The 24,757-nt window shown below is 74.1% G+C and carries 23 protein-coding genes; 10 read left to right on the top strand and 13 right to left on the bottom strand.

Annotation, left to right across the window (positions count from 1 at the left end):
- The first annotated feature begins 194 nt into the window (after nt 1–194).
- Nucleotides 195–1,037 (top strand): undecaprenyl-diphosphate phosphatase, encoded by an 843-nt coding sequence (locus ACFVVA_RS33080; protein WP_380353153.1) that lies wholly within the window; start codon nt 195–197, stop codon nt 1,035–1,037.
- 88 nt (nt 1,038–1,125) lie between these two features.
- Here the strand turns inward: ACFVVA_RS33080 and ACFVVA_RS33075 are convergent, their stop codons facing one another.
- The gene (locus tag ACFVVA_RS33075) at nt 1,126–2,637 is read right to left on the bottom strand and encodes a HEAT repeat domain-containing protein (protein WP_387694436.1); all 1,512 of its coding nucleotides are present in this window, start codon (nt 2,635–2,637) and stop codon (nt 1,126–1,128) included.
- 288 nt (nt 2,638–2,925) lie between these two features.
- Between ACFVVA_RS33075 and ACFVVA_RS33070 the strand changes: the two genes are divergently transcribed.
- Nucleotides 2,926–3,495, top strand: a complete 570-nt coding sequence (locus ACFVVA_RS33070) for a hypothetical protein (protein WP_387694435.1) — start codon at nt 2,926–2,928, stop codon at nt 3,493–3,495.
- Between the two features lie 61 nt (nt 3,496–3,556).
- Here the strand turns inward: ACFVVA_RS33070 and ACFVVA_RS33065 are convergent, their stop codons facing one another.
- Nucleotides 3,557–5,038, bottom strand: coding sequence for a hypothetical protein (locus ACFVVA_RS33065; protein WP_387694434.1), 1,482 nt, complete (start codon nt 5,036–5,038; stop codon nt 3,557–3,559).
- A 758-nt stretch (nt 5,039–5,796) separates the two neighbouring features.
- On the opposite strand from ACFVVA_RS33065, the gene ACFVVA_RS33060 reads away from it, so the two are divergent.
- Nucleotides 5,797–6,807, top strand: a complete 1,011-nt coding sequence (locus tag ACFVVA_RS33060; protein ID WP_387694460.1) for an aminoglycoside phosphotransferase family protein — start codon at nt 5,797–5,799, stop codon at nt 6,805–6,807.
- A gap of 184 nt (nt 6,808–6,991) precedes the next feature.
- Here ACFVVA_RS33060 and ACFVVA_RS33055 read toward each other — a convergent pair whose 3' ends face one another.
- The 4 genes from ACFVVA_RS33055 to ACFVVA_RS33040 all read right to left on the bottom strand — a co-directional run bounded on the left by ACFVVA_RS33055 (nt 6,992) and on the right by ACFVVA_RS33040 (nt 10,239).
- On the bottom strand, nt 6,992–8,218 hold the full coding sequence (locus tag ACFVVA_RS33055) for an acyl-CoA dehydrogenase family protein (protein ID WP_387694433.1): 1,227 nt from the start codon (nt 8,216–8,218) through the stop codon (nt 6,992–6,994).
- Nucleotides 8,219–8,618: 400 nt separating this feature from the next.
- Nucleotides 8,619–8,702: a putative leader peptide gene (locus ACFVVA_RS33050; protein WP_350526312.1), complete on the bottom strand. Its 84-nt coding sequence runs from the start codon at nt 8,700–8,702 to the stop codon at nt 8,619–8,621.
- Nucleotides 8,703–8,782: 80 nt separating this feature from the next.
- On the bottom strand, nt 8,783–9,277 hold the full coding sequence (locus tag ACFVVA_RS33045; protein ID WP_030058989.1) for a hypothetical protein: 495 nt from the start codon (nt 9,275–9,277) through the stop codon (nt 8,783–8,785).
- 734 nt (nt 9,278–10,011) lie between these two features.
- Nucleotides 10,012–10,239: a DUF397 domain-containing protein gene (locus tag ACFVVA_RS33040; protein ID WP_359914630.1), complete on the bottom strand. Its 228-nt coding sequence runs from the start codon at nt 10,237–10,239 to the stop codon at nt 10,012–10,014.
- Nucleotides 10,240–10,674: 435 nt separating this feature from the next.
- Here ACFVVA_RS33040 and ACFVVA_RS33035 point away from each other — a divergent pair, with 435 nt between their 5' ends.
- Nucleotides 10,675–11,214: a PTS-dependent dihydroxyacetone kinase phosphotransferase subunit DhaM gene (locus ACFVVA_RS33035; RefSeq protein WP_387694432.1), complete on the top strand. Its 540-nt coding sequence runs from the start codon at nt 10,675–10,677 to the stop codon at nt 11,212–11,214.
- A gap of 93 nt (nt 11,215–11,307) precedes the next feature.
- On the opposite strand, the gene ACFVVA_RS33030 is transcribed toward ACFVVA_RS33035, so the two are convergent.
- The 3 genes from ACFVVA_RS33030 to ACFVVA_RS33020 form a co-directional block, all read right to left on the bottom strand.
- Nucleotides 11,308–11,796 carry an NUDIX domain-containing protein gene (locus ACFVVA_RS33030; RefSeq protein WP_359914604.1) on the bottom strand — a complete coding sequence of 163 codons (489 nt, stop codon included), beginning with the start codon at nt 11,794–11,796 and terminating at the stop codon, nt 11,308–11,310.
- Nucleotides 11,797–11,806: 10 nt separating this feature from the next.
- Entirely contained in the window at nt 11,807–12,358 is a 552-nt protein-coding gene (locus tag ACFVVA_RS33025; protein ID WP_387694431.1) for a sugar transferase, read from the bottom strand.
- A 284-nt stretch (nt 12,359–12,642) separates the two neighbouring features.
- On the bottom strand, nt 12,643–12,867 hold the full coding sequence (locus tag ACFVVA_RS33020; protein ID WP_359914598.1) for a hypothetical protein: 225 nt from the start codon (nt 12,865–12,867) through the stop codon (nt 12,643–12,645).
- Nucleotides 12,868–13,731: 864 nt separating this feature from the next.
- Here ACFVVA_RS33020 and ACFVVA_RS33015 point away from each other — a divergent pair.
- On the top strand, nt 13,732–14,565 hold the full coding sequence (locus ACFVVA_RS33015; protein ID WP_387694430.1) for a polysaccharide deacetylase family protein: 834 nt from the start codon (nt 13,732–13,734) through the stop codon (nt 14,563–14,565).
- 814 nt (nt 14,566–15,379) lie between these two features.
- Here ACFVVA_RS33015 and ACFVVA_RS33010 read toward each other — a convergent pair.
- Nucleotides 15,380–16,150, bottom strand: a complete 771-nt coding sequence (locus ACFVVA_RS33010; protein ID WP_380353138.1) for a glutamate racemase — start codon at nt 16,148–16,150, stop codon at nt 15,380–15,382.
- An 18-nt stretch (nt 16,151–16,168) separates the two neighbouring features.
- On the opposite strand from ACFVVA_RS33010, the gene ACFVVA_RS33005 reads away from it, so the two are divergent.
- Together ACFVVA_RS33005 and ACFVVA_RS33000 are read left to right on the top strand one after the other, a co-directional pair.
- Nucleotides 16,169–17,356, top strand: a complete 1,188-nt coding sequence (locus tag ACFVVA_RS33005; RefSeq protein WP_387694429.1) for a glycosyltransferase — start codon at nt 16,169–16,171, stop codon at nt 17,354–17,356.
- 56 nt (nt 17,357–17,412) lie between these two features.
- Entirely contained in the window at nt 17,413–18,159 is a 747-nt protein-coding gene (locus ACFVVA_RS33000) for an SAM-dependent methyltransferase (RefSeq protein WP_387694428.1), read from the top strand.
- Nucleotides 18,160–18,284: 125 nt separating this feature from the next.
- On the opposite strand, the gene ACFVVA_RS32995 is transcribed toward ACFVVA_RS33000, so the two are convergent.
- The 3 genes from ACFVVA_RS32995 to ACFVVA_RS32985 all read right to left on the bottom strand — a co-directional run bounded on the left by ACFVVA_RS32995 (nt 18,285) and on the right by ACFVVA_RS32985 (nt 21,440).
- Nucleotides 18,285–19,160, bottom strand: a complete 876-nt coding sequence (locus tag ACFVVA_RS32995) for an alpha/beta fold hydrolase (protein ID WP_387694427.1) — start codon at nt 19,158–19,160, stop codon at nt 18,285–18,287.
- A 135-nt stretch (nt 19,161–19,295) separates the two neighbouring features.
- A complete protein-coding gene (locus tag ACFVVA_RS32990; RefSeq protein WP_387694426.1) occupies nt 19,296–19,970 on the bottom strand; it encodes a thiol:disulfide interchange protein DsbA/DsbL in 675 nt (224 codons plus the stop codon).
- 174 nt (nt 19,971–20,144) lie between these two features.
- Nucleotides 20,145–21,440: a glycosyltransferase gene (locus ACFVVA_RS32985; protein ID WP_387694425.1), complete on the bottom strand. Its 1,296-nt coding sequence runs from the start codon at nt 21,438–21,440 to the stop codon at nt 20,145–20,147.
- A gap of 446 nt (nt 21,441–21,886) precedes the next feature.
- Here ACFVVA_RS32985 and mscL point away from each other — a divergent pair, with 446 nt between their 5' ends.
- From mscL to ACFVVA_RS32970, 3 genes are all read left to right on the top strand, one after another.
- On the top strand, nt 21,887–22,333 hold the full coding sequence (gene mscL, locus ACFVVA_RS32980; RefSeq protein WP_387694424.1) for a large conductance mechanosensitive channel protein MscL: 447 nt from the start codon (nt 21,887–21,889) through the stop codon (nt 22,331–22,333).
- Between the two features lie 438 nt (nt 22,334–22,771).
- Nucleotides 22,772–23,551 (top strand): DUF6643 family protein, encoded by a 780-nt coding sequence (locus tag ACFVVA_RS32975; protein ID WP_387694423.1) that lies wholly within the window; start codon nt 22,772–22,774, stop codon nt 23,549–23,551.
- A gap of 196 nt (nt 23,552–23,747) precedes the next feature.
- Nucleotides 23,748–24,623, top strand: a complete 876-nt coding sequence (locus tag ACFVVA_RS32970) for an MOSC domain-containing protein (protein WP_387694422.1) — start codon at nt 23,748–23,750, stop codon at nt 24,621–24,623.
- Nucleotides 24,624–24,757 lie beyond the last annotated feature (134 nt).

Raw genomic sequence — 24,757 nt, 5'->3', positions numbered from 1 at the left:
GTGCGCAAAGCCGCGACAAAGGGTGAACAAAGAACCGTCACCTTCACCCCGTACCATCAGCCGCGCGCCGGGCTCGCGCGCGGCCCGCGGGCCGGGCGGGTCACGGCGGCCCCGCATGCCCTTCCGACCCGCAAGGACCCGCCCATGCCGCCCCTGCCCCACGCCCGACGGATATCCCCGGCGGGTGCCCGGTGATCGACTGGTTCCACGGGGCCGTCCTCGGCCTGATCCAGGGTCTCACCGAGTTCCTGCCGATCTCCTCCAGTGCCCACCTGCGGGTCTTCTCCGCCCTGTTGGGCTGGGACGACCCGGGCGCGGCCTTCACGGCCGTCACCCAGCTCGGCACCGAGACGGCGGTGCTGATCTACTTCCGGCGTGACATCGCCTCGATCATCAAGACCTGGTCGCTGTCCCTGTTCCGGCCGGCGCTGCGTTCGGACCCGGACGCGCGGATGGGCTGGTTCGTGATCATCGGCACCCTGCCGATCGGCATCCTGGGCAAGCTGTTCCAGGACACCATCGAGACCCACCTGCGCGACCTGCGGATCATCGGCACCACCCTGATCGTCTTCGGCCTGGTCCTGGCCTTCGCCGACCGCACCCGGGCCGTCCGCCACGCCCGTCCGATCACCGACCTGACGCTGCCGCACGCGGGCATCTACGGCTTCGCCCAGGCGCTGGCGCTGATCCCGGGCGTGTCCCGCTCCGGCGGCACGATCAGCGCGGGCCTGCTGCTCGGCTACAGCCGGGAGGCGGCCGCCCGCTACTCGTTCCTGCTCGCCATCCCGGCGGTGCTCGCCTCCGGGGCGCTGGAGCTGTTCAAGATCGGTGAGGGTCCGGCGCCGGCCTGGGGGCCGACCATCCTGGCCACCGTGATCGCCTTCGTGGTCGGCTACGCGGCGATCGCCTGGTTCCTGAAGTACATCTCCAGCCACAGCTTCATGCCGTTCGTGGTCTACCGGGTCCTGCTCGGCGTCCTGATCATCGGACTGGTCATAGGAGGCGTGCTGACCCCGGACGCGGGCGCGGTGAAGTAGAACCGGATTTCAGTACGAGGACCCGCGAAAACGAGTGGGCCGGGACACCGTGTCGGTGTCCCGGCCCACTGAACGTTGTGGGCCGACCCTAACGCCCGAACTCCCGGGCGGCAGTCAGTCGGCCGCGCACGGCGGCGTGGACCTCGGCCTCCTCGGCCGGGTCGGCGGCGAGCCTGCGCAACCGCTCCAGCACACGCGCGTCGCCCGTGGTGGCGACGTGGCGCGCGGCGAGCTCGCGCGTGGACTCCTCGCAGTCCCAGAGGCACTCGACGGCGGGCCCCTCGGGGAAGTGCACGTCGGTCGCGGCCAGCGCCTGGGCGGCGCGTCCGCGCAGCTCGGAGGAGGCGGCCTCGCCGTAGATGTGGCGCAGGACCGGCACGGCGTCGGCGGCGGCCAGCCGCCCCGCACCGTCCACCAGCGACCCGAGCCCGGTACCGCTGACCCCGCGCACGGAGATCCAGTGGCGCAGCCCGGCCACCACCAGCGGTGCGTCGGCCGGCTCCCCGGCGTCGGCGAGCAGCTGGACGGCGGCCTCGCCGAGCGCGCTGTCGGCGCCGCCGCTGGCCGGGTCGGCCCAGCGGCGGGCCTGGGCCAGCACCTCGGGGCCGCGCATCCGGCCGAGCAGTTCCAGCGCGGCCCGGACGATCCGGTCGTCCACGTCCGCGGCGGCGGCCTCGATGAGCCCGACGGCGGCCGGGTCGCGCTGCTCCACCAGGTGGCGCAGGGCGGCCCGGCGCGCGCCGGGCAGGCCGTCGCGCGCCGTTTCCAGCAGCAGCGGGCGGTCCTCGGGCCGGACCACGGCGGTCAGGCAGCGGGCGGCAGCGGCGGCGCGGCGGTCCACCGCGTCGGGGCCGGACGGCGCGTCGGTGCCGCGTGCGGGCTCCCCGCGGCCGTCGGGGCGGCCGAGGAACGCGCCGACCCCGAGGCCGCCGAGCTCGCCCTGGTCGGCCCAGGCCAGTACGTCGGTGGTGGACCAGCCGGGGGTGACGCCGCTGCGGTTGATCTGGCGTTGCCACAGGTCGAAGGGTGACTGCTCGCTGGCCGCGGCCACTCTGGGGTGGTAGGCCGCCCACAGCCGCCAGGGCCGGGGCTCGTACGCGTTGCGGATGAACTCGCGCAGCTCGGCGTCGCCCTCGGGGCCCGGCGCGAAGTGGTCCAGGACGGCGGTGCCGAGCAGCAGCAGGCCGCGGTCGTCGTCCCGCAGGGCGAGCTCGTCGAGGGCCCAGGACCAGTTGGCGCCGGTGGCGGCGTACTCGCGCAGCATCAGCAGCGCGTCGCGCCGGCCGTACGCGGCGAGGTGGCCCAGGACGGAAAGGGCGAGGCCGGTGCGGCTCTCGTCGTCGGTGACCAGGTCCTCGGCGGAGTGGAGGTGGTCCTCGATGCCTTCGAGGGGGGCTTCCAGGTCCATGTAGATGCGGGCGTAGTAGAGGGAGCGGCTCTCGACCTGCCAGTCGGCTCGCGGATCCCTGGTGACGCACTCCTCCAGCGCGGCGATGGCCTCGGCACGGTCGGCGGCCAGCGCGTGGAGCTGCCCGTCACCACGGCCTCGCTGAAGGAGGCCTAGGAGGCTGGCACTGGGTGCTATCACTGGCTCGAACATGAGGTCAGCATCCGTTGCGGCGGTCGGAGTGGCAACGGGATTTCCGTCGCCGGGGTCTCTGGTCGGTACTGCGGTGGGCGCCCGGGCGCCGGAATCACCGAAGGTTACCGCCTCGGGCCCCGGTCCGCACACAGGGCGACGAAGGCTCCGGCCACAGTGGCATATGCCAGAGGAATTTTGCCTGCGTTCTGTCCAAATCGCCCGCAAGGGTGACGACGCTGTGCGACAGTCTTCTCACTGTCCGAACGGCTCGCACCCCACGGGCCGTACCCGAGCGATGGGTTCGCCATGAACATGCCCTTAGGCGCCACCCGCCCGCCGGGAGCCGCCGCGGTGGACGGCGCCCCGACGGGCGGGACCGGCACGGTGCACGGCACCGCGGCGGACGCTCCCGGCACCGCGGGCGGAAACGGTGCCGGCGACGGCACGGGCGACGCCGGCAGCGGAACGGACGGCAGAGTGGACGGCACCACGCAGGAGCCGTCCGGCCGCTACCTGGACGACGGCGGCGGCCACGGCGCAATCGACGAGGGTCTGCTCGGCTCAGCCGCATGGGACCTGCTCACCGACGGGATCCACTGGAGCCCGGAGACCTACCGCCTCCTCGGCTGCGACCCGGAGCACGGCCCGCTCAGCCTCGACCGGCTGCCCGACCGCCTCCCCGAAGCGGACCGGCCGCTGCTGCGGCGGATGATGACCGACGCCCTGGTGCACGGCCGCCACGCCGCCGGCACCCTGCGGGTCCGCCGCCCCTGCGGACGGCACGACGGCGTCGAGTGCGCGAGCGAGCCCGTCCTCGGCACGGACGGCACCGTGGTCGCCCTGCACATGCTGCTCCGCCCGGCCCCGCCGCTCTGACCCCGGCGGACGGACACCCGCGCCCCCGGGGCGCACCCGCCGGGGGCCGCCCGGGAGCCCGTCAGGTCAGCCGCCGCCGGTTCTTGGCGTCCGCCGCCCGCAGCTCCCGGCCCAGTTCCTCCCGCAGCTCGTCCACCACCGCCAGCCCCCGGTACTGCGCGGTCAGCCGGTACATCTCCCGCAGTCGGTCCCAGGTCCGGTGCGAGGAGTTCTGGCCGATCAGGTTCAGCACCATCTTGGCCTGGAACTGCGCCGCGTCCGGCTCCCCGGTGATCAGGTGCACCGACGCCAGGGTGATCCGGTCGAACAGCGCCGAACGCAGCTGCCCGGTGCCCTCCCGCAGGGTGATCACCCGCTCCGCGTGCCGACGGGCCTCGTCGGCCGCCGCCGGGACGTGCTCGGACAGCGTGCGCAGCACCAGGGCCTGCATACCGCGCAGTTCGGCTTCGTCGAACACCTGCATCCACGAGGGCGGCGGCTCCGACGCCTCCTCGCCGAACAGGTCCTCGGCCTCCCCCAGCAGCCGGTAGGTGTCCTGGGAGTGCCCGATCGAGGCGTGCGCCCACGCCTCGACGGTATTGAGCATGGCGCGCGTTCTGGGCAGCAGCCGCCCGCCGGCCGCCTTGGCCGCCGACATCAGGTCGAGCGCGTCGTCGGCGCGGCCCAGGTGCACCATCTGCCGTGCGGCCCGGGAGATCGCCTCACCCGCCCGCGGCCGGTCGCCGGCCTCCTTGGCCGCGTCCGCCGCCATCATGAAGTACTTCTGGGCGGTGGGCTCCAGGCCCACGTCGTGCGACATCCAGCCCGCCAGCACCGCCAGGTTGGCCGCGACCAGCCACAGCCGCTGCTCGACCGCCGGTGCGTGCCGGTGCGTCAACAGCCCGCCGACCTCGTTCAGTTGGCCGACCACCGCCTTGCGCTGCAGGCCGCCGCCGCGGGCGGCGTCCCAGGCCCGGAACACCTGCACCGAGTGCTCCAGCGACTCCACCTCGTCGAACCCGACCGGGCCCGCGTCGTACACGTCCACCACCGGGTGCGCTCCGCTCCCGGTGACCACCTGTCGCGGCCCGGGGACGGACGCCGCGTACGCGACCGCGTCCCCTCCCAGCCAGCCCTTCAGCGAGTCGGCGATGACCGCCCCGGCCGTGAGCGCGGCTCCGGCGCCCACCAATCCACGTCGGTTCAGCATGAGGTCCATTCCCGTGAACTCGGTGAGGACCGCGGCTGTTCGATCCGGCGACCACGGGACTGCTCCGGACGTGTCCGCTCCGGACCTGGTGGGCCGGTGTCGTTCCAGACCGAGGTCCTCAGTGGTGACGACACGGCCGAGCCGCTCCGTGAACACGGCCGCCAGCACCCTCGGCACCGGATCGCGCGGGATCTCCCCCTGCTCGATCCAACGCCGTACCCTCGACGTGTCGGTGGACAGCTGCAGCTGACCCATCGCGGCACCCCGACGGTTGACCAGCCGCGCCAGCTCGCCCTTCGACCATCCGGTCAGGACGAACAGATCGGCCAGTCGGGTGTTGGGTTCCCTGCTCAATGAAGCCCCCAGGTTCCTCGGCTGATCCGAGGCTAGAGGCTCGGGCAAGTGCCGGGCGAGCATTCGCCACCGTTCGCCAGGGCCCGCCAGACTACTAAGCCAGTGCCCGACGGGTGTGTTGTAGGGGTGCGCCACCTCGCCCCCCGGGTCGGGCGGCGTCCCACCAGCGTCGGGGCTGTCCCCCGACGGTGGCGCGGGACGCTCCCGGTCCTCACCCGAGGGGGTGGCGCGGCCGGGTGGCGCGGGAGCGCCGGGCACGGCCACGGCAGTCCGGCCGACCGCATTCCCCAGGGTGCGGACGGCCGGAGCACCGCCGAACAGGGGTTCCTGACCCCGCGTCCGTGCCCGGCGCCCGCGCACCACCCCCCGCACCACCCGACGTACCGCACCACCCGACGTACCGCACCACCCGACGTACCGCACCACCCGCAGGGCCGCCGTCACGCCAGGAAGCACACGGCACCGGCCCTCCCCCGCCCCCGCGGGGCAACACCCGCCGACGGACCGGAAGGGACCACCCTCAGCCCATGTACTCCTCAGCGACGACCCCCACGCCCACCGCGACCCGCCCCGCGCTGCGCCCCCCCGCCGCAGCCGCCGGCCGCACCGGCCCGAGGGCGGTGCCCCCGGCGAGCCGTCCGGCGGCCCCGCGCGGCGCGGAGGGCCGGGCCACGGACACCCGGGTCGTCCCGACCGGCCGCACGGCGCTGGGCCCCACCGGCCGTACCGCGCTGGGGCTGCGCGCCCCCGAGACCGCCATGCCGGCCGGAGGCCGGATGCCGCTGGCCCGGCAGGCCGACGGCCAGGTGCTGCGGGCCCGGCGGCCCGGCCAGCCCGGCGGCGGCCCCGAGCGGATCGATCCCTCCGCACTCCAGACCCCGGCGGTCCGGGCGGCGCTCGCCAGTGTCGCGCGGATATGTCCCGCGTTCACCCCGCGCCAGGTCCTGCGCGAGGGCAGCCGCCACATCCTGGTGGCGGGCACCATCGGGCGGGCTCCGGTGGTCGCCAAGTGCCTGGCGCCGCAGGCGGTGCGGAGTGAGTACTTCGAGCAGCTGGTGGCCGACTTCCACCACGAGGTCGCGGTCTACCGGGCGTTCGTCCGGCACCGCCCGCCGGTGCGGCTGCCCCGGCTGGTGGCGGCCGACCACGACCGGTGCGTGCTGGTCATGGAGCGCATCCCCGGGCGCCCGGCCGCCCGCGAGCGCCACCCGGTCAACGCGCCCACCCCGGGCGAGGTGCGGGCGCTGCTCACCGCGGTCCGCACGCTGAACCTGTGGCGGCCGCCGACCGACGTCTTCCAGCCGCGCCTGGACTACCAGTTGGAGATCGCCCGCTACCACTCGGTGGGCCAGCTCACCGACCGGGACGCCGGCGACCTGCGCGGCCTGCTGCACGGCCTCGGCCACACCCCGCTCCAGCTCTGCCACGGCGACGCCCTGCTCAGCAACATGCTGCTGGCGCCGTCCGGCCCGGTGCTGGTCGACTGGGAGCAGGCCGGCTGGTACCTGCCCGGCTACGACCTGGCGGTGCTCTGGAGCGTCCTGTCCGGGGACACCGCGGCACGCCGCCAGATCAGCCAACTCGCCCAGAACGGCGGCACGATGGCCCGGGACGCGTTCCTGGTGAACCTGGTGCTGGTGCTCATGCGGGAGATCCGGCTGTACGACGTGCCGGGCGCCGGCGAGGAGCAGCGGATCATGATCCGCCGGCTCTACGACGACGCGGCGCTCGCCCGCCGCGCCGTCCGCGCCGCGGTCGGGACCCGCTGAGCCGCGGGGGTCAGAGGTCCGACGCCCTGCCCTGCCCGCCCGCCCTGCCCTGCTCGCCCCGCTGGTCGGCGTGGGCGGGGCGCGGCGGCGGGGTCCGGGCATCGCCGGACGGAGGTCGGGGGCCTCTCCCGGCCGCCGGGCCGGGGCACCTCGTGGCCCCGGTAACGACCGCCGGGCCCGGGCGCTACGGCCGGGTACCCCGTTCCAGCGCGGCCCGTCCGACGGCCTCCAGGACGGTCTCGTCGGCGGCCAGGTGCACCCGGCTGCTGAGCACGTCCCGCAGGTAGCGCTCCAGCGGGTGACGCCGGCTCAGGCCGGGGTTGCCGGTGAGGGCGACGGCCTGCTGGACCACCGCCGTCGCGGCCCGGGTCGCCAGCAGGTGGGCCGGACCGGACCGGGCGACCGCCTCCGGCTCGCCCCGGTCCACCCGGGAGGCCAGCCCCTCGACCAGTTCCTCGGCACCGATCAGCTGGGCCTCGATCTCACCGAGGGCGGTCCGGTAGCGCGGCAGGGTGCCGAGCGGCTCGGTCAGGTTGGCCGGAGTGCGCTGGTTGAGGAAACGGATCAGCCAGGCCTCGGCTGCCCGGGCGACGCCGATCGCCACCGCCGAGAGGGCCAGGTCGTGCCAGGCCAGGGAGAGTTCGGCCTCGGCGTCGACGCCCTGACGGGTCGTCCGGCGGCCGGTCGTCAGGCCGAGCGCGAGGTCGGCCGGCACCCGGACCCCGTCCAGTACGACATCGTGGCTGGCGCTCGCCCGCAGGCCGAGCTGGTCCCAGGTCGGGTCGATCTCCAGACCCTCGCTCTCGCCGCGGACCAGGAAGGTGCCGACCCTCGGCTCCTCCTCGTCGGTCCGCGCGGTGACCGCCATCCAGGCGAGCGCCTCGGCGCCGGTGCAGTACGTCTTCCGGCCCGTCAGCAGCCAGCCGTCGCCGTCCCGTCGGGCGACCGTGGCGGGCAGCTCGCCCACGACGGCCCCGGGCTCCGCCCGCAGGGTGTTGATCAGTACCGGGCCGCGCCGGGACTCGGTGAGCAGCCGCCGGTATCCGGCCGTCGGCCAGTCGGCGCGGCGGGCCTGCTCGGCGTGCCGGAGCAGGGTGAAGGCGGTGACCACGGCCACCGAGGCATCGCCGCGGCCGAGTTGGGACAGCACCCGGACGGTGTCGGCGAGCGTTCCGCCCGGACCGCCGTACCGCGCGGAGACGGTGAGGGTGAGCAGCCCGGCCTCGTGGACCGCCTCGATGCCCTGGTAGGGGAAGGTCGCGTCGCGGTCGTGCTCCTCGGCGCGGGCGGCCAGCAGGTCGACCACCCGGGGCAGCCCGGCGAGCGCGGCCTCGATCCCGGTGCGGTCGGGCCCGGGGTCGGTGGCGGCGGACGCGGAAGCAGCGCGCGCGGTGGCGGAGGCGGAACGCACCGGGCCGGCGGAGGCGGGCCCGGCGGATGCGGCGGACGCGGAGCCGGCAGCGGCGGGCATGGAACCGGCGGAAGCGGCGGAACCGGCGGGTGTGGAACCGGTGGATTCGAGATGGCCGGAATCGGACCGGTCGGAATCCGCCGTTCGCGGAGCGGTCCGGGAGCGGCGTCCGGCGGGAGCGTCCTCGGACGCACGATCGACGGTCGAACGGTTGACGGTGCGGGTCGTCATGATGCGGTGCCTCCGGGCGGCAGCGTGGGCTCGGCGAATGCGGGCGGCACGCCGTACGGGCGCGCGGTACCGACTGGCGGCCCCGGAGGCCGGCTCGCGGCCCGCCCCCTGGTGTCGGCGCCGACCGGACACCCGGTCGACCGCCCGCCGCCGGGGGACGAATCCCCCCTCAGCGGCCCGGACACGCCGCGCTGGCGGTGCGCCGCAGGTCCAGATGCCTGCGACGGGTCAGCAGCGGGAGACGGCACGGCATGTTCGCGACTGTACGAACCGTTGATCGATACCGTCAAGCAGCGTCCGCCCCCCGGGCGGGACCGACCGGCCCCGCCGGGATCAGCCCTGCTGGAACATGTCCGCGGGGAGCGGCTTCAGCAGCTGATACAGGTCGTCCGAAATCGGTCGGTCCCAGGACGCGATGGTGACCAGGACGCCGTCGCTGCGGCCGAACTGGGCGCAGAACACGCGTTCCTCGCTGACCTTGACCTTCTTCACGATCAGCAGGTCGTCCCCGAGCATCACCGGGAAGTCCTCGGCCGAGACGAACTCGACCGGCTCGTCGTTCTCCAGCGCCGCGAGCAGCTGCCGCACCTCGAAGGGCACGTCGTCGCCGGTCTCCCTGGCGGGCGACCCCTCGGGGAGGTTGCCGATGAACATCGCCGGGCCTCTGCCGCCGAACAGGTCGTAGCGCAGGAAAATCCCCTGGCAGGAGCCGTCCGGGCCGGTCATCATGGCCGCACCGAAGTCACCGGGCCAGTCACCCGGGTCCATCGCGAGCACGTCGAAGTCCGGGCCGGCGGGCTGTCCGGAGCGACGGCGGAGAAAAGACATGGGAACATCGTACGTGTCCGGCAGACCACGCTCGCGAGGTGGGTCGGGCGCCGCCGGGGGACGAGCGGGAGATCGACGCTCAGAGACCAATGTTGACTCTGAGCAACCGTCCGGGCTACGTTCGGTTCAGCACGACAGCCGTTCTGGGTTTCACCCTTCGGGGGGACGGCATGTCGCAACGCGGCCCTACACGCGTTTCCCTCACTGTGCACTTGTCGTGCCGAACCGCCGAGCACCCAGCTTCGTCGTCGCACACAGCACGAACACACAAGCCAACAGTTCCATGCATCACAAGCCAGATCCGCGGGGCCCCGGCCCGTCGCTCCCGTGGATCTGCTCGGGACGCCGCCGCGTGGGGGCGTGCGGGTCCCGAGCATCGGTGCCGTCATCCGAGTCGCTCTCGGCGTCGGCGCCAACCTCCCGGCGACTGCCGGCCCCTCATGGGGCCGGGACCGGCCGACGCACCCCGGTGCGCAGGGGATGACTGGGAGGATGGCCTGGCAGTACTGCCGGGCCGCACAGCAGGCGCCGTGTCTGGCCGCGTGGGGGCGGTGGGCACGGCGTCTGCCCGTGCTCATACTCTGAGCTGCGTTTGTCTAACAGTCAACAGAAATTCTGACGGGGCACGCTCAATGGATCATCACTTGTGATGTTCGGACCCGAAAGATCGTCTGCGGAGCGGACCCCCGTCGATCGGGGGTCCGCTCCCGCTGTGAACCGCCCGGCGCGCCGCCTCAGGTGAGGTCGAACTCGCCGTCCCGGGCGCCGAGCACGAAGGCCCGCCACTCGCCCGGCGTGAAGACCAGGACCGGCCCGTCCTCCTGACGGCCGTCCCGCATTCCGATGTAGCCGTCCACGAAGGCGATCTGCACGTCCCCGACGCCCTGACTGCTGCACAGCCACTCCGCCCCGGTGAAGTCCACCCTGGGCTTCCCGTTCGGCGCCAACTCCGGCCGCGCCACGCCGGCCTCCGTATTCGTCCCGCTGCTGGATCCCACTGACCGATCTCCTCCCGACGGCGTTCCGGAGCCAGCCTAGCCACACCGCCCGGCCCCGGTCAGCGGGTTGACGAGGACTCCTCCGGGCGGGGACGGACACCGCCGGAGGACGGGTCGAGGCGTGTCCCGACCGGCGGGGGCGGCGGGCAGCTGCCAGAGTGCTGCCAGGGCGCCGCCCCACCGCCCTGCCGGCCCGCGCCACTCGAACGATTCAGCCACCGATCCGGACGCCGATCCATTCACCGGCCCCGCCCAACGATCCATCCACCGGTTCACCCAGCGACCCGCCCGCTGACCCGCCCAACGATCCATCCACCGATCCACCCAGCGACCCGCCCGCTGACCCGCCCAACGATCCATCCACCGATCCACCCAAGGATCCGCTCAAGGGAGCAGCCGATGAGCCGCCGGGACGGCACCCGCGCCGACGTCATCCCCATCTCCGACGCCCCCTCGGCCCACCCCCCGGCACCCCGTACGCCCCCCTCGCCCGCCTCGGTGCCCCGGCCGACCCCCGCCCGGCCCGCCGTGCACGGGAGGGTCGGGATCGTCCTGGTCTCGCACAGCCAGGAACTGGCCACCGCCGTACGTTCCCTCGCGCTCGCGTTGACCGGATCCGACTCCCCCGCGCCGGTCGCCGCCACCGGGGGCGACCCGTCGGACGGACCGGGCATCAGCGCCGTCCTGGTGGCCGCCGCGACCCGACGGGTGGACCAGGGCCACGGCGTGGTGGTGCTCGCCGACCTGGGCGGGGCGGTCACCACCGTCCGCGCGCTGCTGTCCGACGCGGACGAGCACGGACTGCCGTTCCCCGTCAGGTTCGCCAACGCCCCGTTCGTCGAGGGCGCGGTGGCCGCCACCGCGACGGCCACGGCGGGCGGGGACCTGGCCGCGGTGCTGGACGCGGCGGAGGAGGCCTACCGGCAGTACAAGGGCTGACCTCGCCCGGGCGAGGCCCGGTGGGTCGGGCGGGCGCGGCGGGCTCAGTGGGCGCCCCGGCCGCGACGGGCACGGCCGTTGGGCCGCTCGGGCTCAGGGGCGTTCCTTGCCCTCCCAGGTGAAGACCGCCGGCCCCTCGCACTCCAGCGCGTGGCGCAGCCGCTCGTGCTCGGTCTCGATCATCGGCGGCAGCTCGTCCAGCCCGAACCAGCCGACGTCCAGCGACTCGTCGTCGTTCACCCGCGCCTCGCCGCCGACCGCGCGGCAGCGGAAAGTCAGCACCAGGTACTGCGTCACATCGCCGTTCGGGTACGTGACCTGCGGCGAGACCGTGACGGAGGCGAGCAGCTCGGGCACGACCACCACCCCGGTCTCCTCCTCGCACTCGCGCACCACGCCGTCGGCGGGCTGCTCGCCCGGGTCGAGGATGCCGCCGACCGGCGCCCACCGGCCGTCGTCGGCCCGGCGGGCCAGCAGCACCCGGTCGCGGTCGTCCAGCACGACGGCGACGACGGCGCTGAGCCAGAGCGGACGGGTACCCACGATGGCGCGGAGTTCGGCGAGGAAAGGGGGAATGGCCATGAACCGCAGCCTATCGGGGCGGTTCCGGGGCGACCCGGTGCGCCCGGCCGGTGTCGGGCCGCAGCAGGGCGAGCACGGTGAGCCCGAGGATGTGCAGGTCGAGCCCGAGCGAGCGGTGCTCGACGTACCAGAGGTCGAGTTCGGCCCACTCGGGACGGCTGAGCGGGCGGGGCGTCCGGCCCCGGTCCAGGGCGTGCAGTTGGGCCCAGCCGGTGAGGCCGGGCCGCACCGCGAGGCGGCCGCGCTCCCGGCGGGAGTAGCCCACGACCTGGACGGGGCTGGCCGGCCGGGGACCGATCACCCCCATTTCGCCGCGCACCACGTTCCACAGCCGGGGCAGCTCGTCCAGGCCGGTGCGGCGCAACAGGGTGGTGAGCCGGCCGTCCCCGCCGGTCCGGAAGCGCAGGATCTGGAACTCGTGGCCGTGCCGTCCGGTCCGCGTCCGCCGCTGGAGCACCGGGCCGTCGGCGGAGCAGCGGAGCAGAACGGCGATCAGCAGGGCCAGCGGCAGCGCGACGATCGCGGCCAGGGCGGCGACGGCGAGGTCGCCGGCGCGTCTCATGAGGCGGCCACGGCACGATCCGGTCTGCCGCCCATCGCTCCCCCTCCGCGGCGCTTCGAGTCGAGCCGGAAGAACGCATTCACAGTAGACGCGGGATGAAGCCGTTGTCCGGAAATGGTGAAAGAAGGGGACCCAAGATTGTCCGACTGGACGATATTCAGTCGGTCTGACCAATTTCGCTCGATCTGCCGTTTCGAAATGCCGAGAGCGATCGACATAACGGGTGGGGGCGACGCCCGGACGGAACCCGCCTGCCACGCGGCCGGCACCCCGGCCGGGAGCCGTCAGAGCACGGCGCGGCGACGGTCGCGGAACACGCCGAAGGCGATCCGGCCCAGCAGCAGGACGCCGGCGGCCAGACAGCCGGCCACCGCCATCGCCCAGGCCGGCCCGTCACTGTCCGGCACGAACACGGCCACGGCGATGCCGAGCACCAGGCAGGCCAGGCCCACCACGGCCAGCGGGAGCTGGTGGGTGACCAGCGCTCCGCCACTGCACGCGCGAGCCATTCGGGAGGCCCCGTGGAGATGGAAGGGGTCACGGTCCGCATCTGCCATGAGCCCAAGGTACCCCGGGGCGGGGCGAGTGGCAGCCCGCAGGGAGTGAAGGGTCGAACACCCTCCGCTACCGGAGAATCCGGGCTGGTCAGGGGCTCACCGAGATCGCCGCGAGGTGTGTCCGAGACGTCGGCGCGGGCATTCCGGCTCCACAATCAGTCCACGAAAAATCCTCGTCCCCCCGGTACAACCATCGGTCCGGTACAGCGGTCTCAATGGCATTGAGTGATCCAGGAGCCGTTCGAGGGTGGGCGTGAACCCCCACCGAGAACAGGAATATCCAGGAGCGGAGCCGCCGCCCCTGGAGTCGGAGGCCGGGCTCCGTCCTCCGGCGGTACCGCCACGCCGCTCGGCGAACGAGGGGGAACCGTGCCGCAGTCCCAGTCCAGTACATCGATCTCCACGGCCCGCGCCCGGCCGGCACCCGGCCCGCGCGCGCTGCCCCCGCCCACCGGACGGCCCGCCGACCGGCGCGACATCGGCCGGCCCGCCGACCGCCCGGCCACCGACCGTCTGCACGGCGGGCTGCTCCACGGCGAACTTCTGCACAGTGAGCTTCTGCGCAGTGAGCTCCTTCACGGCGACCATCGACACAGCGAGCCTCGGCATCGCGAACCTCGGCCCGGTGGACACCGGGATGCCGGACACCGGGATGCCGGGCACCGGGACGGCGGGGGCCGTCACGGCGGGCATCGGGACGGCGGGGGCCGTCACCGAGCGGTCGGCGGCACGGAACAGCAGGACGCTCGGGGCGAATGGCTGCGGTTCGCCCCCGTCCAGCCGCTGTTCCGGGCCCTGGCCGCCCAGCGACTCGCCGTGCTCGCGTACCACGGGGTGACCGACCACCACTCCTTCGGCGCCCAGCTCGACCGGCTCCAGCGGCTCGCGACACCCGTCTCGCTCGGCGCGGTCCTCCAGGCCGTCACCGAGCGGCGGCCGCTACCGCCCAGGAGCGTCCTGGTCACCTTCGACGACGCCGACCGGAGCGTGCTCACCCACGCCCTGCCGGCCCTCGACGCCCGGGGCATTCCGGCCACCGCGTTCGTCATCTCGGAGCTCATCGGCACCGAGCGGCCGTTCTGGTGGCACGAGGCCGACTTCCTGGCCCGGCACGGGGGCCGGGCCCGCTCGCTCGACTGCGGACACCCGTCCCAACTGCTCCGGCGGCTCAAGGCCATGCCGGACCCGGACCGCCGGCGCAGCCTGCACGAGCTGCGGGTCAGCGCCGACCGCCGGCCGCCCCGCCAGGAGCAGCTGACCCCGGCCGACCTGCTCGCCCTGCGGGACGGGGGCGTCGCCATCGGCAACCACACCCAGGGGCACCCGTGCCTCGGACGCTGCGACGACGACACCGTGCGCACCGAGATCACCGGCGCCCACGAGGCCCTCACCCGCTGGCTGGGCGAACCACCGATCGCCTTCGCCTACCCGGACGGCGGCCACGACGTCCGTGCTGAAACCGTTCTGCAGGAGCTCGGCTACCGCCTCGGCTTCCTCTCCGACCACCGCCTGGGCCCCCGGCTCCCGTCCCATCCCCTCCAGATCAGCCGCCTCCAGGTCGACTCCACCACCAGCACCCGCCGCTTCGACACCATCCTGTCCGGCCTGGAACCCGCCTACCGCCGCTGGCGCCGTCAAGCCGTCGCCTAACGGGGGGCACCAGGCCCCCATCTACGCGCAGGAAGTCGGCGCGGCCGACTTCCTGCGCGCGCCGCATCAGAAGTGCCATCCAGGCACGGCCGCCGCACCCCGCCTGGCCTCCCGCAATCCCCGCACCAGAAAATCGGCCGCGCCGACTTTTCGATTCCAAGATCATGTGAGCGACGAGCCGGTCCGGGCCGTCACCCCCGCGCGAGAAGTCGACCAGATCGACTTCTCGCGCACTCACCCGGCCGAAGCCGCGCGCCCCAGGAATGCCGATCCCGCCAACTTCCCGCACGCCCAAAGATGGCCCCGCGCCAAAATCCGGCCAGCCCGACTCCCCCACACCCCACCGCGCCCGACACCCCACGCACGACCCGATTCTATGCGCGTAGAGGCCGCCCGAAGCCGGCCCCGCGCACAGCAGCTCGGCATGAGAAGTCGGCCATATCGACTTCCCGTGCACCGGGAGGGCCTCGGCTGGCGATCAGAAGCCCTCAAGCCGCCCGGCAGCGGAGCCGCAGCCACCGCGGCACCGCGCAGGAAGTCGGCCCGGTCGACTTCCTGCGCACGGCAGATCCACGCACCAAAGTCCTCCGGCCTGCGGCCGGCCACGCCGGGAGAGGTGAAGCCCACCCAAGCGAAACGCCGCGTGAGAAGTCGGCCAAATCGACTTCTCACGCACCAGGCGCGCTCGGGTGGGCGATCAACAAGCCTCGGGGCGGCGGAGCCGTGGCGCCCGAGCGCGAAGCGGGAAGTCGACCGGCTCGACTTTCTGCGCTGCGGCGGTCGCTCGGTCGGGGCGGCCGGCTTTCGTCCGGGGTCAGCCGATGAGGGTGGCGAGGGCGTTGCCCTGGGGGTAGAGGGCGGCGACCGGGGGGAGGTTGGCGGGGGCGCCGGCGTGGAGGACCGTGAGGGTGCCGCCGCCCGTCCGGGTGGGGTCGGCGACGCGGCGGAGGGCCTGGGCGGCCACGGCGTCGGCGGAGCCGTGCAGGGTGAGCCCCGGCGAGGCGGTCGGGGCGACGGCGGCGCGGATGCGGTCGTCGACGAGTTCGTAGTGGGTGCAGCCGAGCACGATGACGTCGGTCCCGACCGGCGTCCGGGCGGCGGCGTCGGCGATGGCGGCGGTGATGGCCTCGTCGTCGCCGTGCTCGACCGCGTCCGCGAGGCCCGGGCAGGCGACCTCGGTGACGTCCGCCGAACCGCCGAAGTCACGGATCAGCCCGCGCTGGTAGTCGCTGCCGGTGGTGGCCGGGGTGGCCCAGATGGCGACCCGGCCGCCCTGTGCGGCAGCGGGCTTGATCGCCGGGACGGTGCCGATCACCGGAAGCCCGGGCTCCAGCTCGGCCCGCAAGGTGGCGAGCGCGTGCACGGAGGCGGTGTTGCAGGCGATCACCAGCGCATCGGGTTCGAGCGCGGCGGCGGCCCGGCAGCAGCCGAGGGCCAGCTCCGTGACCTCTTCCGGCGTACGCGGCCCCCACGGCATCGAGGCCGGGTTGGAAGAGAGCACCAGATCCACGTCCGGGCGCAGCTTCCGAAGGGCGGCGGCGGCGGCCAGCAGGCCGATTCCGGAGTCCATCAGTGCGATCTTCACGGGTCAAGACTTTAGTCGATGCGCTCGTCCGGCCCGGTTCTGCGGCAGACTGCCGGGGTGACCGTCCTGCTGTGGATCGCCGCGTTCTCCCTGCTGGTCTGGCTCTGGCTGGCGTGCTGCCACGGTTCGTTCTGGCGCACGGACGTACGGCTGCCGCCGCGTCGCCCACCGGTCCGCTGGCCGCAGGTGGCGGTCGTGGTGCCGGCCCGGGACGAGGCCCCGGTGCTCCCGGCGAGCCTGCCGACGCTGCTCGCGCAGAAGTATCCGGGGCGGGCCCGGGTGTTCCTGGTGGACGACCACAGTTCGGACGGCACCGGTGCCCTGGCGGCGGAACTGCGGACGATCGACGGGCTGGAGCTGACCGTCACCACCCCTCCCCCGCTGCCGCCGGGCTGGACCGGCAAGCTGTGGGCGCTGCGGCACGGCGTGGCGCTGGCCGGGCCGGACGTCGAGTACCTGCTGCTGACGGACGCCGACATCGCGCACGGCCCGGATTCGCTGGCCGAGCTGGTGGCCGCCGCCGAGAGCAACGGGCTGGACCTGGTGTCGCAGATGGCCCGGCTGCGGGTGGAGACCGGCTGGGAGCGGCTGATCGTGCCGGCCTTCGTGTACTTCTTCGCCCAGCTTTACCCGTTCCGCCGGAGCAACCGCCCCGGTGCCCGGACGGCGGCCGCTGCCGGCGGCTGCTCGCTGGTGCGGCGCGAGGCGCTGGAGCGGGCGGGCGGGGTGGCGGCGATCCGCGGCGCGGTGATCGACGACGTGTCGCTGGCCCGGGCGGTGAAGTCCGCCGGCGGCCGGACCTGGCTGGGCCTGGCCGACGACGTGGACAGCGTGCGCCCGTACCCGCGGCTGGAGCAGCTGTGGCGGATGGTCTCCCGCAGCGCCTACGCCCAGCTCAGGCACTCGCCCGTGCTGCTGCTCGGGACGGTGCTGGGGCTGGCGCTGGTCTATCTGGTGCCGCCGGTGGCGACGGTGGCCGGGCTGGTGGGCGGGGTGCCGCCGGTGGCGGCCGCGGGCGGGGCGGCGTGGGCGCTGATGGCGGGCACGTACCTGCCGATGGTCCGGTACTACGGGCAGCCGGCCGCGGCCGTGCTGCTGTTGCCGTTCACCGCGGGGCTGTACCTGCTGATGACGGTCGACTCGGCGGTGCGGCACTGGCGCGGCCGGGGCGCCGCGTGGAAGGGCCGGACGTACCCCCGAACCTGAGAGGTCCCTGTGCCGAACCCGCTGCGCGGTAGGCCGACCCGTTCCATACTGCTCGGATGGACCGTCAGCAGATCTCCCGCCTCGCCCATGCCCGCCACCCGGTCGCGGCCCCGCTGGCGGACGAGTCGGTGGCCCGGTTGCTGGATCGCGCCACGGCCGGGACGGAGCGGGGCCGGGCCCTGGACCTGGGCTGCGGCGAGGGCGTCTGGCTGCTCCGGACGCTGGCCGCCCACCCGGGCTGGCGGGCGGTGGGCGTGGATCTGGACGCGGCCGCGCTGACCCGGGCCCGGGAGACCGCGACCGCGCTCGGCGTGGTCCGCCGGATCGGCCTGCACCACGTGGACGTACGGGAGTTCACCTCGCGGGAGCCGTTCGACCTGGTGCTGTGCGTCGGCGCCACCCACGCGTTCGGCGGTCTGCTGCCGACGCTCGCCGCCGCCCGCGAACTCCTGGCCCCGGGCGGCCGGTTGCTGGTCGGCGAAGGGTTCTGGCAGCGCGAGCCGTCGCAGCCGGCACTGGACGGGCTGGGCGCCGCCCGGGAGGACTTCGCCGATCTGGCGACGACCACCGACCGGGTCCTCGCGGACGGCTGGTCGCCGGTGTTCGGTCACGTCAGCTCCGAACAGGAGTGGGACGACTACGAGTTCTCCTGGACGGGCTCGCTGGCCGAGTGGGCACTGGATCACCCGGACCACCCGGACGCGGCGGCCGCCCGCGAGGCCGCGGACCGGCACCGCACCGAGTGGCTGCACGGCTACCGGGGGACGCTCGGCTTCGTCACGTACCTGCTGCGCCGCGACTGACGGCTGACGGCTGACGGCTGACGCGACTGAAGTGACCGGAGCGACCGCGACGGCCGAAGCCGCGGAAGCCTCCGGCCCCGTTGGAGCGTTCGGAGCGACCGGGTTCCCGCCGCCCGGGCGATCGGCTACTTCGGGATCCGCGCGAGGAAGTCGTCGATCAGCGGGGCGATTTCGGGCAGCTTCTCCTCCAGGGCGAAGTGCCCGGTGTCGAACAGGTGCAGCTCAGCCCCGGGCAGGTCGCGCAGGTAGGCGCGGGCGCCGGCCTCGGTGAAGAACGGGTCGCCCAGGCCCCAGAGCACCAGAGCGGGCGGCTGGTCGGCGCGCAGCCAGGCCTGCCAGGCGGGGTAGAGCTCGACGTTGGAGAAGTAGTCGAGGGCGAGTTCGACCTGGATGTCCTTGCGGCCGGGCAGGTCGAGGAAGTGCTGGTCGAGCGTCCAGCCGTCGGGGGCGATCAGGCTCGGGTCGCCCGTGCCGCCCTCGTACTGGTCGCGGGTGACGTCCAGGGTGAGGATCGAGCGGGCGGCCTGCTCGGCGCCCGGCACGCCGCGCTTGTTGGCGATGAACTCCCGTGCCTGGCCGGAGAGTCCCTCCTCGTAGGCGTTGCCGTTCTGGATCACCAGGCCGGTGATCCACTCCGGGTGCCGGGTCGCCAGGCGCAGGCCGACGGGGGCGCCGAAGTCGAAGACGTACAGCGCGAAGCGGTCCAGGCCGAGGGCGAGGCAGAACCCCTCGATCACCTCGGCGAGGCTGTCGAAGCGGTACGTGAAGGTGCCGGGCGCGGGGCTTTCGCTGTGGCCGAAGCCGGGGTAGTCGGGGGCTATCAGGCGGTAGCGGGTGCCGAGCGCGTCGAGCAGCCGGGCGTACTGGTGGGAGGACGACGGGAAGCCGTGCAGCAGCAGGAGCACGGGCGCGTCGGCCGGGCCGGTTTCGCGGTAGAAGACGCGCAGGCCGTCGACGTCGACGTGGCGGTGGTGGACGTGCGGGATCGTCAGCTCGCTCATGTTAACCATTAAACAGCATCTGAACGGTTAGACAAGCCGAACGGTCGGACAAGGTCCTTGTCCGGCAAACCGCTTGCCGGGCAAGGCACATGTGCGAGCTGATCCGATGTCACCGACGCGGCCGGGCGGGCCGGCTCAGTGGCGGTGCTGCCGCTCCTGCTGCACCAGGTGGTCGAGCACCTCGGGCATCGCCTCGACCCCGCCGGCCTGGGTCGGCGAGGTGCGGTACTCGCCCTGGACGACGACCGTCGGCAGCTCGTTGATGCCGTAACGAGTGAAGGCGGCGGCGGCCTCGTCGACCGACCGGCCCACCGCGGCCGAGCGGTAGGCCCGGCCGAACGCCTGGGCGTCGACGCCGTTGCGCACGGCCCAGTCGGTGGCGGTGGCCTCGGTGGTGAGGTCGAGGCCCTCGTTGTGCACGGCGCGGAACACGCTGGTCTGAAGGCGGCCGACCAGGCCGAGCCGGTCCAGCGTGTAGTACAGCCGGGCGTGGCCGCGTTGCACGGCCTCGTCCTGACTGCCGGGCCAGACGGCCGGGACGCGGCGCAGCACGACATCGGCGCGGTGCCTCTCCGCCCAGGCCTGCAAAGGCTGTTCGAGCGCCTGGGAGTGGCCGCAGTCGTACCAGAAGAATTCGACCGCCTCGGTCCGGGCGCTCACGCGCACCGGTTGCGGGTGGTCGAGTTCGACGAACTTGACGCCCTCGGCAGGGGGTTGGTGGGACATCGCGCCGGCCTGGACGGGGGACGCGGCAATCCCGACGGCGACGGCGAGCAGGACGGTGGACCGCAGCAGCGACTTCGAGTTCACACCGGGCAGTGTGCTGGCGACGGTTCGCTACCGGCCGGTTGCTGCGGCGCAGGCAGGGCCGGATTCGCTCGATCGGCGCACCCGGGCCCGCGCCCGTTGACGGGACGGACCACCCGACGGGGCCAGCAGAACCGACGTGCTCGGCGGGCCCACAGGACCGGGGTGCGCGGCGGGTCAGCCGGCGGCCTCCGGGCCCGCCGTCCACACCTCGGCGACCAGGTGCTGCCAGGCGTCCACGACGGCACCCAGCTCGAAGTGCTCCAGCGCGTGCGCCCGGGCCGCCGCCCCCAGGCCCGCCCGGTTGACCGCCAGCACCTTGCCCAGCGCCTCGGCGAGGGCGAGCGGGTCCCCGGGGGCGACCAGCGCGCCGGTCGCACCGTCCCGGACCACCTCGCGCACCCAGCCGACGTCAGTGGCCACGGCGGGCACCCCGGCCAGCGCCGCCTCGATCAGCGCGCCGGGCACGCCCTCGCTGTCACTGGTCAGCAGCAGCGCGTCGGCGGCGCGGTAGAGCGGGGCCGGGTCGGACAGCGGGCCGAGGAAGTGGGCGCGGGCGGCGGCCGGGTGGCGGGCCAGCGCCTCGCGCAGCGGCCCGTCCCCGGCGACGGCGAGCCGGACGTCGGGCAGCCGGTCGAGCACGTCGAGGGCGAGGTCGAGCCGCTTCTCCGGAGCTATCGCCCCGATCCAGGCGACCAGCAGCACGTCGGCCGGCAGGCCCAGCGCGTGCCGCGCGGCGCGCCGGTCGTCCCGGCCGTCGGCGGGCGGATAGCTTTCGGCAGCACGGGAGTTGGGGATTACGTGGACCTTGCCCTCAGGCAGCCGGAACTGTTCCTCCAGAACGACGCGCGCCTCCTCGGTGAGGGTGGTGACGGCGGCCGCGCGGTGCATCAGCGCGCCGCCGCGCACCCGGCGCAGCCGGTTGGCGGTCCAGTAGCGCGGGTGACCGACCGAGACGTAGACGAAGGGCGTACGGGTCCCGGCCAGGGCGAGGGCGCAGGCGGCCAGGGTGTCCGAGCCGTGGGCGAGCACCACGTCGGCGGCGCGCGCGGCGGCGCGCAGCGCCCGCAGGGTGCTCGGGTGCAGCCGCCCGGGGCCCAGCACGGCGGCGGAGCGCAACCCGGAGGCGGCGGAGCAGTCCGCGGAGGCCCGGCCTGCGGAGCCAGGGCCCCGGTCGGCGGAGTCGGGGGCCCTGCCGGCGGCGTCAGGTGCCCGGCCCGCGGAGTCGGAACCCCCGCCCCCGGAGCCGGAGTCGGGACCCGGATCCGCGCAGTCCCGCCTCGACTCGACGGGGCCGGGGTGGACGGCCGGATGCGGGGCGAGGGCGCACAGCGCGGAGGACTGCCCCCGACGGCCCAGTTCCCGGTGGAGGTCACGGGCGAAGTTCTGTGCGCCGCCACGGCGTGAGTCGCTGATCAGATGCAGGACACGCGGACGGTTTCCGGCCGGATCGGCCGACAAATGGTCGGGCATGGACCGACCTTGGCACAGTGCTCCGTCCGGTACATCCCCTTCGCGCAACCTGATGGTGGCCCATCCGCCCGCACTTGTACACCCGATGTGCGCCACGGGGCCGCCGTCGTGCGCCGGATGCGACCACTGTGCGCCCCGCCTCGCCCCCTGCCGCGCTCCGGTTCACCCCGTCGCGCCGGGTCGGCGCCGTCCCGGCTCGGCGTGTGCCGGTGTCACATGCGCTTTCGCGCAGCGCGGTCGAGGCGGATGTTCGACCGCCGAAAGGCCGGTACGCGGAGCGCCCCCACCCCGCCCGGCCGGTCGGGGCCGGGCCCCGCGGCGGTTACCCGATTCGGGTGAACGCGGTTGGACCTCGACCCGGGCCGCTCGGCAGGATGTCCGGCCGGGGGCGGCACCCGCCGTGCCGCCCCATCTCCCCCTTCCTCGTACGGATTTGGAGTCACCCGGTGTTCAAGGGATTCCGCAGCTTCCTGCTGCGCGGAAACGTGGTGGACCTCGCGGTCGGCATCGTGATCGGCGCGGCCTTCACCGCGGTCGTCACCGGGTTCGTCAGCGCCTTCCTCACCCCGCTGGTCGGCGTCGCGACCGGTGCCGTCGGCGACTTCACCCAGAAGACCTTCGACGTGGCCGGCACCCGGTTCCCGTACGGCCTCTTCGTCAACGCGGTCATCGGGTTCGTGCTGACCGCGGCCGTCATCTACTTCGCCGTGGTGCTGCCGGTCGGCAAGCTCCAGGCCCGCTTCGAATCGGCCAGGCCCGCGCCGGCCTCGAAGGTGGACTGCCCGGAGTGCCTGAGCCCGATCCCGGCCGCCGCGACCCGGTGCTCCTTCTGCACCTCCGAGGTCGGCAAGCCGGCCCTGCCCGCGCAGGCCCAGGCGCTGCAGTCGCACTGACCGCCGCGGCCGCGCCGACACCCGGCCTGCACGGGCCGGAATCGGGAAGCCCCGGGCCAACGGCGCAGGTCACGGGCAGGTCGCAGGCCTGAATCGAACGCCCGGAGAACTGACGAGAATTTTATTCCCGAAACATTCACGAGCCTCCGCCGCCCCCACGGCGGGGGCTCGAATGCGCCCGCGCACGCCCTGTCCGGAAAAAGTTTCTCCGCAGGGCCCCCGACCGTCCACCGGCCGGTCACCACAAGGCCTTCCGGCGACTCCGTCCGGCGACCGTTCGACCACTGACGGGGCGCCAAGGTTGTCCGGAACCGGACGCCGGAATGTCCGTCTTTCCTACTTTCGAAACCTTTGTGCGAGCGAAGACTGTGTAAACACTCGAACTGCTCCCCCTCCCGCTCTCCTCAGCAGGCGCGTTGTGGGCTTACCGTATGGCCCATGACCTCGCCCCGCTCCTACGACGGAGTCGGCTACCCCTCTCCGTCCTTCTCCTCCGGCACGCCGATCTACGACAGCCTCGTGGCTGAGCGCGGCGTCCCCCAGATCGCGCCCATCAACGTGCCGGCCGCCCTGCCGCCGGCCCTGTCGTCCGGTTACGGATCCGGCCCCGGCCAGTCCTACGAGAACCGCTACGGCAACGGGTACGAGAACGCCAGCAGCAACCTCCCCGCGCTGCCGCCCGCCCGCCTCGCCCTGGGCCCCGGCCCGAGCAGCGGTCCCTCCGCCGGCCCCGCCACGGCGTACATCCCCGCGCAGCCCGCGCCGGCGTACGCCGCTCCCCAGCCGCCGGTCCCCGGCTACGGCTCCCCCCAGCCGTACCAGCGACCGCAGCCCGGCGCCCCCGCCTTCGCCCAGGCCACCGGCGGCGGTTACCAGCCGACCGGCGGCCAGAGCTTCGGCGGCCAGAACACCTTCATCGGCGCCCAGGGCGGTCAGCAGACCTTCGGCGCGCAGCAGCCCGGCGGCCAGGGCGGTTTCGGCCAGGGCCAGCCGGCCGGTCCGCAGAGCTTCGGCGGCCAGCAGTCCTTCGGCGGGCCGAGCGCCGGCGGCCCCGGCCTCCAGGGCCAGGGCGGCGACCAGGCCTTCGGCGGCGCCCAGCTGCGCCCGGCCATGGCGCCGGTCGCGCCGGTCCGCCCGATGCAGCCGCAGCGCCCGGGCCCGTACGGCGAGCCCGGCCAGTTCCAGGGCGGCTACCAGCCGCAGGGCCAGGGCTACTGAGCCACTGCCGCCCCGAGGCCGTCCCCCACACGGCCCGAACCCGCACCACCTGAGCACCACCCGGCGCCCCGTGCGCCGGGCGAACGGAGAAACGGGTCATCCACGGACCGCCCGGCACGCCCCCACGGCGTCCGGGCGGTCCGTGCGCATCCGGGGTCCTTCCCTGCGGGCCGGGACCGGCTGGCAGGATGGGGGAATGCAGCTCACCGGACTCCACGTCTACCCCGTCAAGTCGATGTACCGCCTGAGCCCGGACACCGCCGTGGTCCAACCGTGGGGCCTGGCCGGAGACCGTCGCTGGATGCTCGCCGACGCGACCGGACGGTTCGTCAGCCAGCGTGAGAACTCGGCCCTCGGACAGGTCCGCGCCGAACTGCTGCCCGAAGGCGCCCTCGGCCTGACCGCCCCGGACGGCTCCCGGATCGAGGTCACCGCCCCCGCCGTCGCGGCCGGCGACCCGCTCGCCGACGTCGAGGTCTGGGGCACCCGCTTCCACGCCGCCGAGGCCGACAAGGAGACGCACCAGTGGATCGCCGAGCACCTCGGCGACTACCGCCTGGTGCACCTGGACGACCCGCGCGCCCGGCCGGTCGACCCGGAGTACGGCCGGCCCGACGACAACGTCTCGATGGCCGACGGCTTCCCGCTGCTGCTCACCACCACCGCCTCCCTGGACCGGCTCAACGAGCTGATCGCCACCGAGAACCCGGACGGCCACGAGACCCTGCCGATGGAACGTTTCCGCCCGAACGTGGTGGTCGGCGGCGCCGAACCGTGGGCCGAGGACACCTGGAGCAGGATCCGGATCGGCTCGGTCACCTTCAAGGTGGTCAAGCCCTGCGGCCGCTGCGTGATCACCACCACCGACCAGGAGACCGGCGAGCGGCACGGCAAGGAACCGCTGCGCACCCTGGCCCGGCACCACCGGCTGCTGCGCAAGGCCGCGTTCGGGCAGAACCTGATCCCCGAGCGGCCGGCCGGCGTCGAGGGCGACGCGCTCGGCACGCTGCGGCTGGGCGACGAGGTCGAGGTGCTGGAGGACGGGGCGCACTGGCCTGCCGACGGGCGCTGAACGCGTGGGCGGGCGGGCAGGCAGGCGGGCAGGCGGGCGGGCGGCGGCACCGGGATTCCGCGGGGCGGGCCGTGCCGACCGCCCGCGCCCACTGCCCGCGCCGGCCGCCGTTCCAACCTCCCGTTCCGACCTCC

It is taken from the genome of Kitasatospora sp. NPDC058048 (assembly GCF_042885555.1).
GTDB lineage: Bacteria > Actinomycetota > Actinomycetes > Streptomycetales > Streptomycetaceae > Kitasatospora > Kitasatospora lactacystinica.
This window is presented reverse-complemented; position numbering and strand designations above follow the sequence as displayed.

Excerpts from the sequence above, each read along its gene's own strand:
- ACFVVA_RS33025 (WP_387694431.1), bottom strand. The coding sequence starts at position 12,358 with ATGAGACGCGCCGGCGACCTCGCCGTCGCCGCCCTGGCCGCGATCGTC.
- ACFVVA_RS32995 (WP_387694427.1), bottom strand. The coding sequence starts at position 19,160 with ATGAGCGAGCTGACGATCCCGCACGTCCACCACCGCCACGTCGACGTC.
- ACFVVA_RS33030 (WP_359914604.1), bottom strand. The coding sequence starts at position 11,796 with ATGGCCATTCCCCCTTTCCTCGCCGAACTCCGCGCCATCGTGGGTACC.
- ACFVVA_RS33000 (WP_387694428.1), top strand. The coding sequence starts at position 17,413 with ATGGACCGTCAGCAGATCTCCCGCCTCGCCCATGCCCGCCACCCGGTC.
- ACFVVA_RS33060 (WP_387694460.1), top strand. The coding sequence starts at position 5,797 with ATGCCGGCCGGAGGCCGGATGCCGCTGGCCCGGCAGGCCGACGGCCAG.
- ACFVVA_RS32970 (WP_387694422.1), top strand. The coding sequence starts at position 23,748 with ATGCAGCTCACCGGACTCCACGTCTACCCCGTCAAGTCGATGTACCGC.
- ACFVVA_RS33050 (WP_350526312.1), bottom strand. The coding sequence starts at position 8,702 with ATGCCGTGCCGTCTCCCGCTGCTGACCCGTCGCAGGCATCTGGACCTG.
- ACFVVA_RS33035 (WP_387694432.1), top strand. The coding sequence starts at position 10,675 with ATGAGCCGCCGGGACGGCACCCGCGCCGACGTCATCCCCATCTCCGAC.
- ACFVVA_RS33045 (WP_030058989.1), bottom strand. The coding sequence starts at position 9,277 with ATGTCTTTTCTCCGCCGTCGCTCCGGACAGCCCGCCGGCCCGGACTTC.
- ACFVVA_RS33020 (WP_359914598.1), bottom strand. The coding sequence starts at position 12,867 with ATGGCTCGCGCGTGCAGTGGCGGAGCGCTGGTCACCCACCAGCTCCCG.
- ACFVVA_RS33075 (WP_387694436.1), bottom strand. The coding sequence starts at position 2,637 with ATGTTCGAGCCAGTGATAGCACCCAGTGCCAGCCTCCTAGGCCTCCTT.
- ACFVVA_RS33005 (WP_387694429.1), top strand. The coding sequence starts at position 16,169 with ATGCGCTCGTCCGGCCCGGTTCTGCGGCAGACTGCCGGGGTGACCGTC.
- ACFVVA_RS32985 (WP_387694425.1), bottom strand. The coding sequence starts at position 21,440 with ATGCCCGACCATTTGTCGGCCGATCCGGCCGGAAACCGTCCGCGTGTC.
- ACFVVA_RS32975 (WP_387694423.1), top strand. The coding sequence starts at position 22,772 with ATGACCTCGCCCCGCTCCTACGACGGAGTCGGCTACCCCTCTCCGTCC.
- ACFVVA_RS33070 (WP_387694435.1), top strand. The coding sequence starts at position 2,926 with ATGAACATGCCCTTAGGCGCCACCCGCCCGCCGGGAGCCGCCGCGGTG.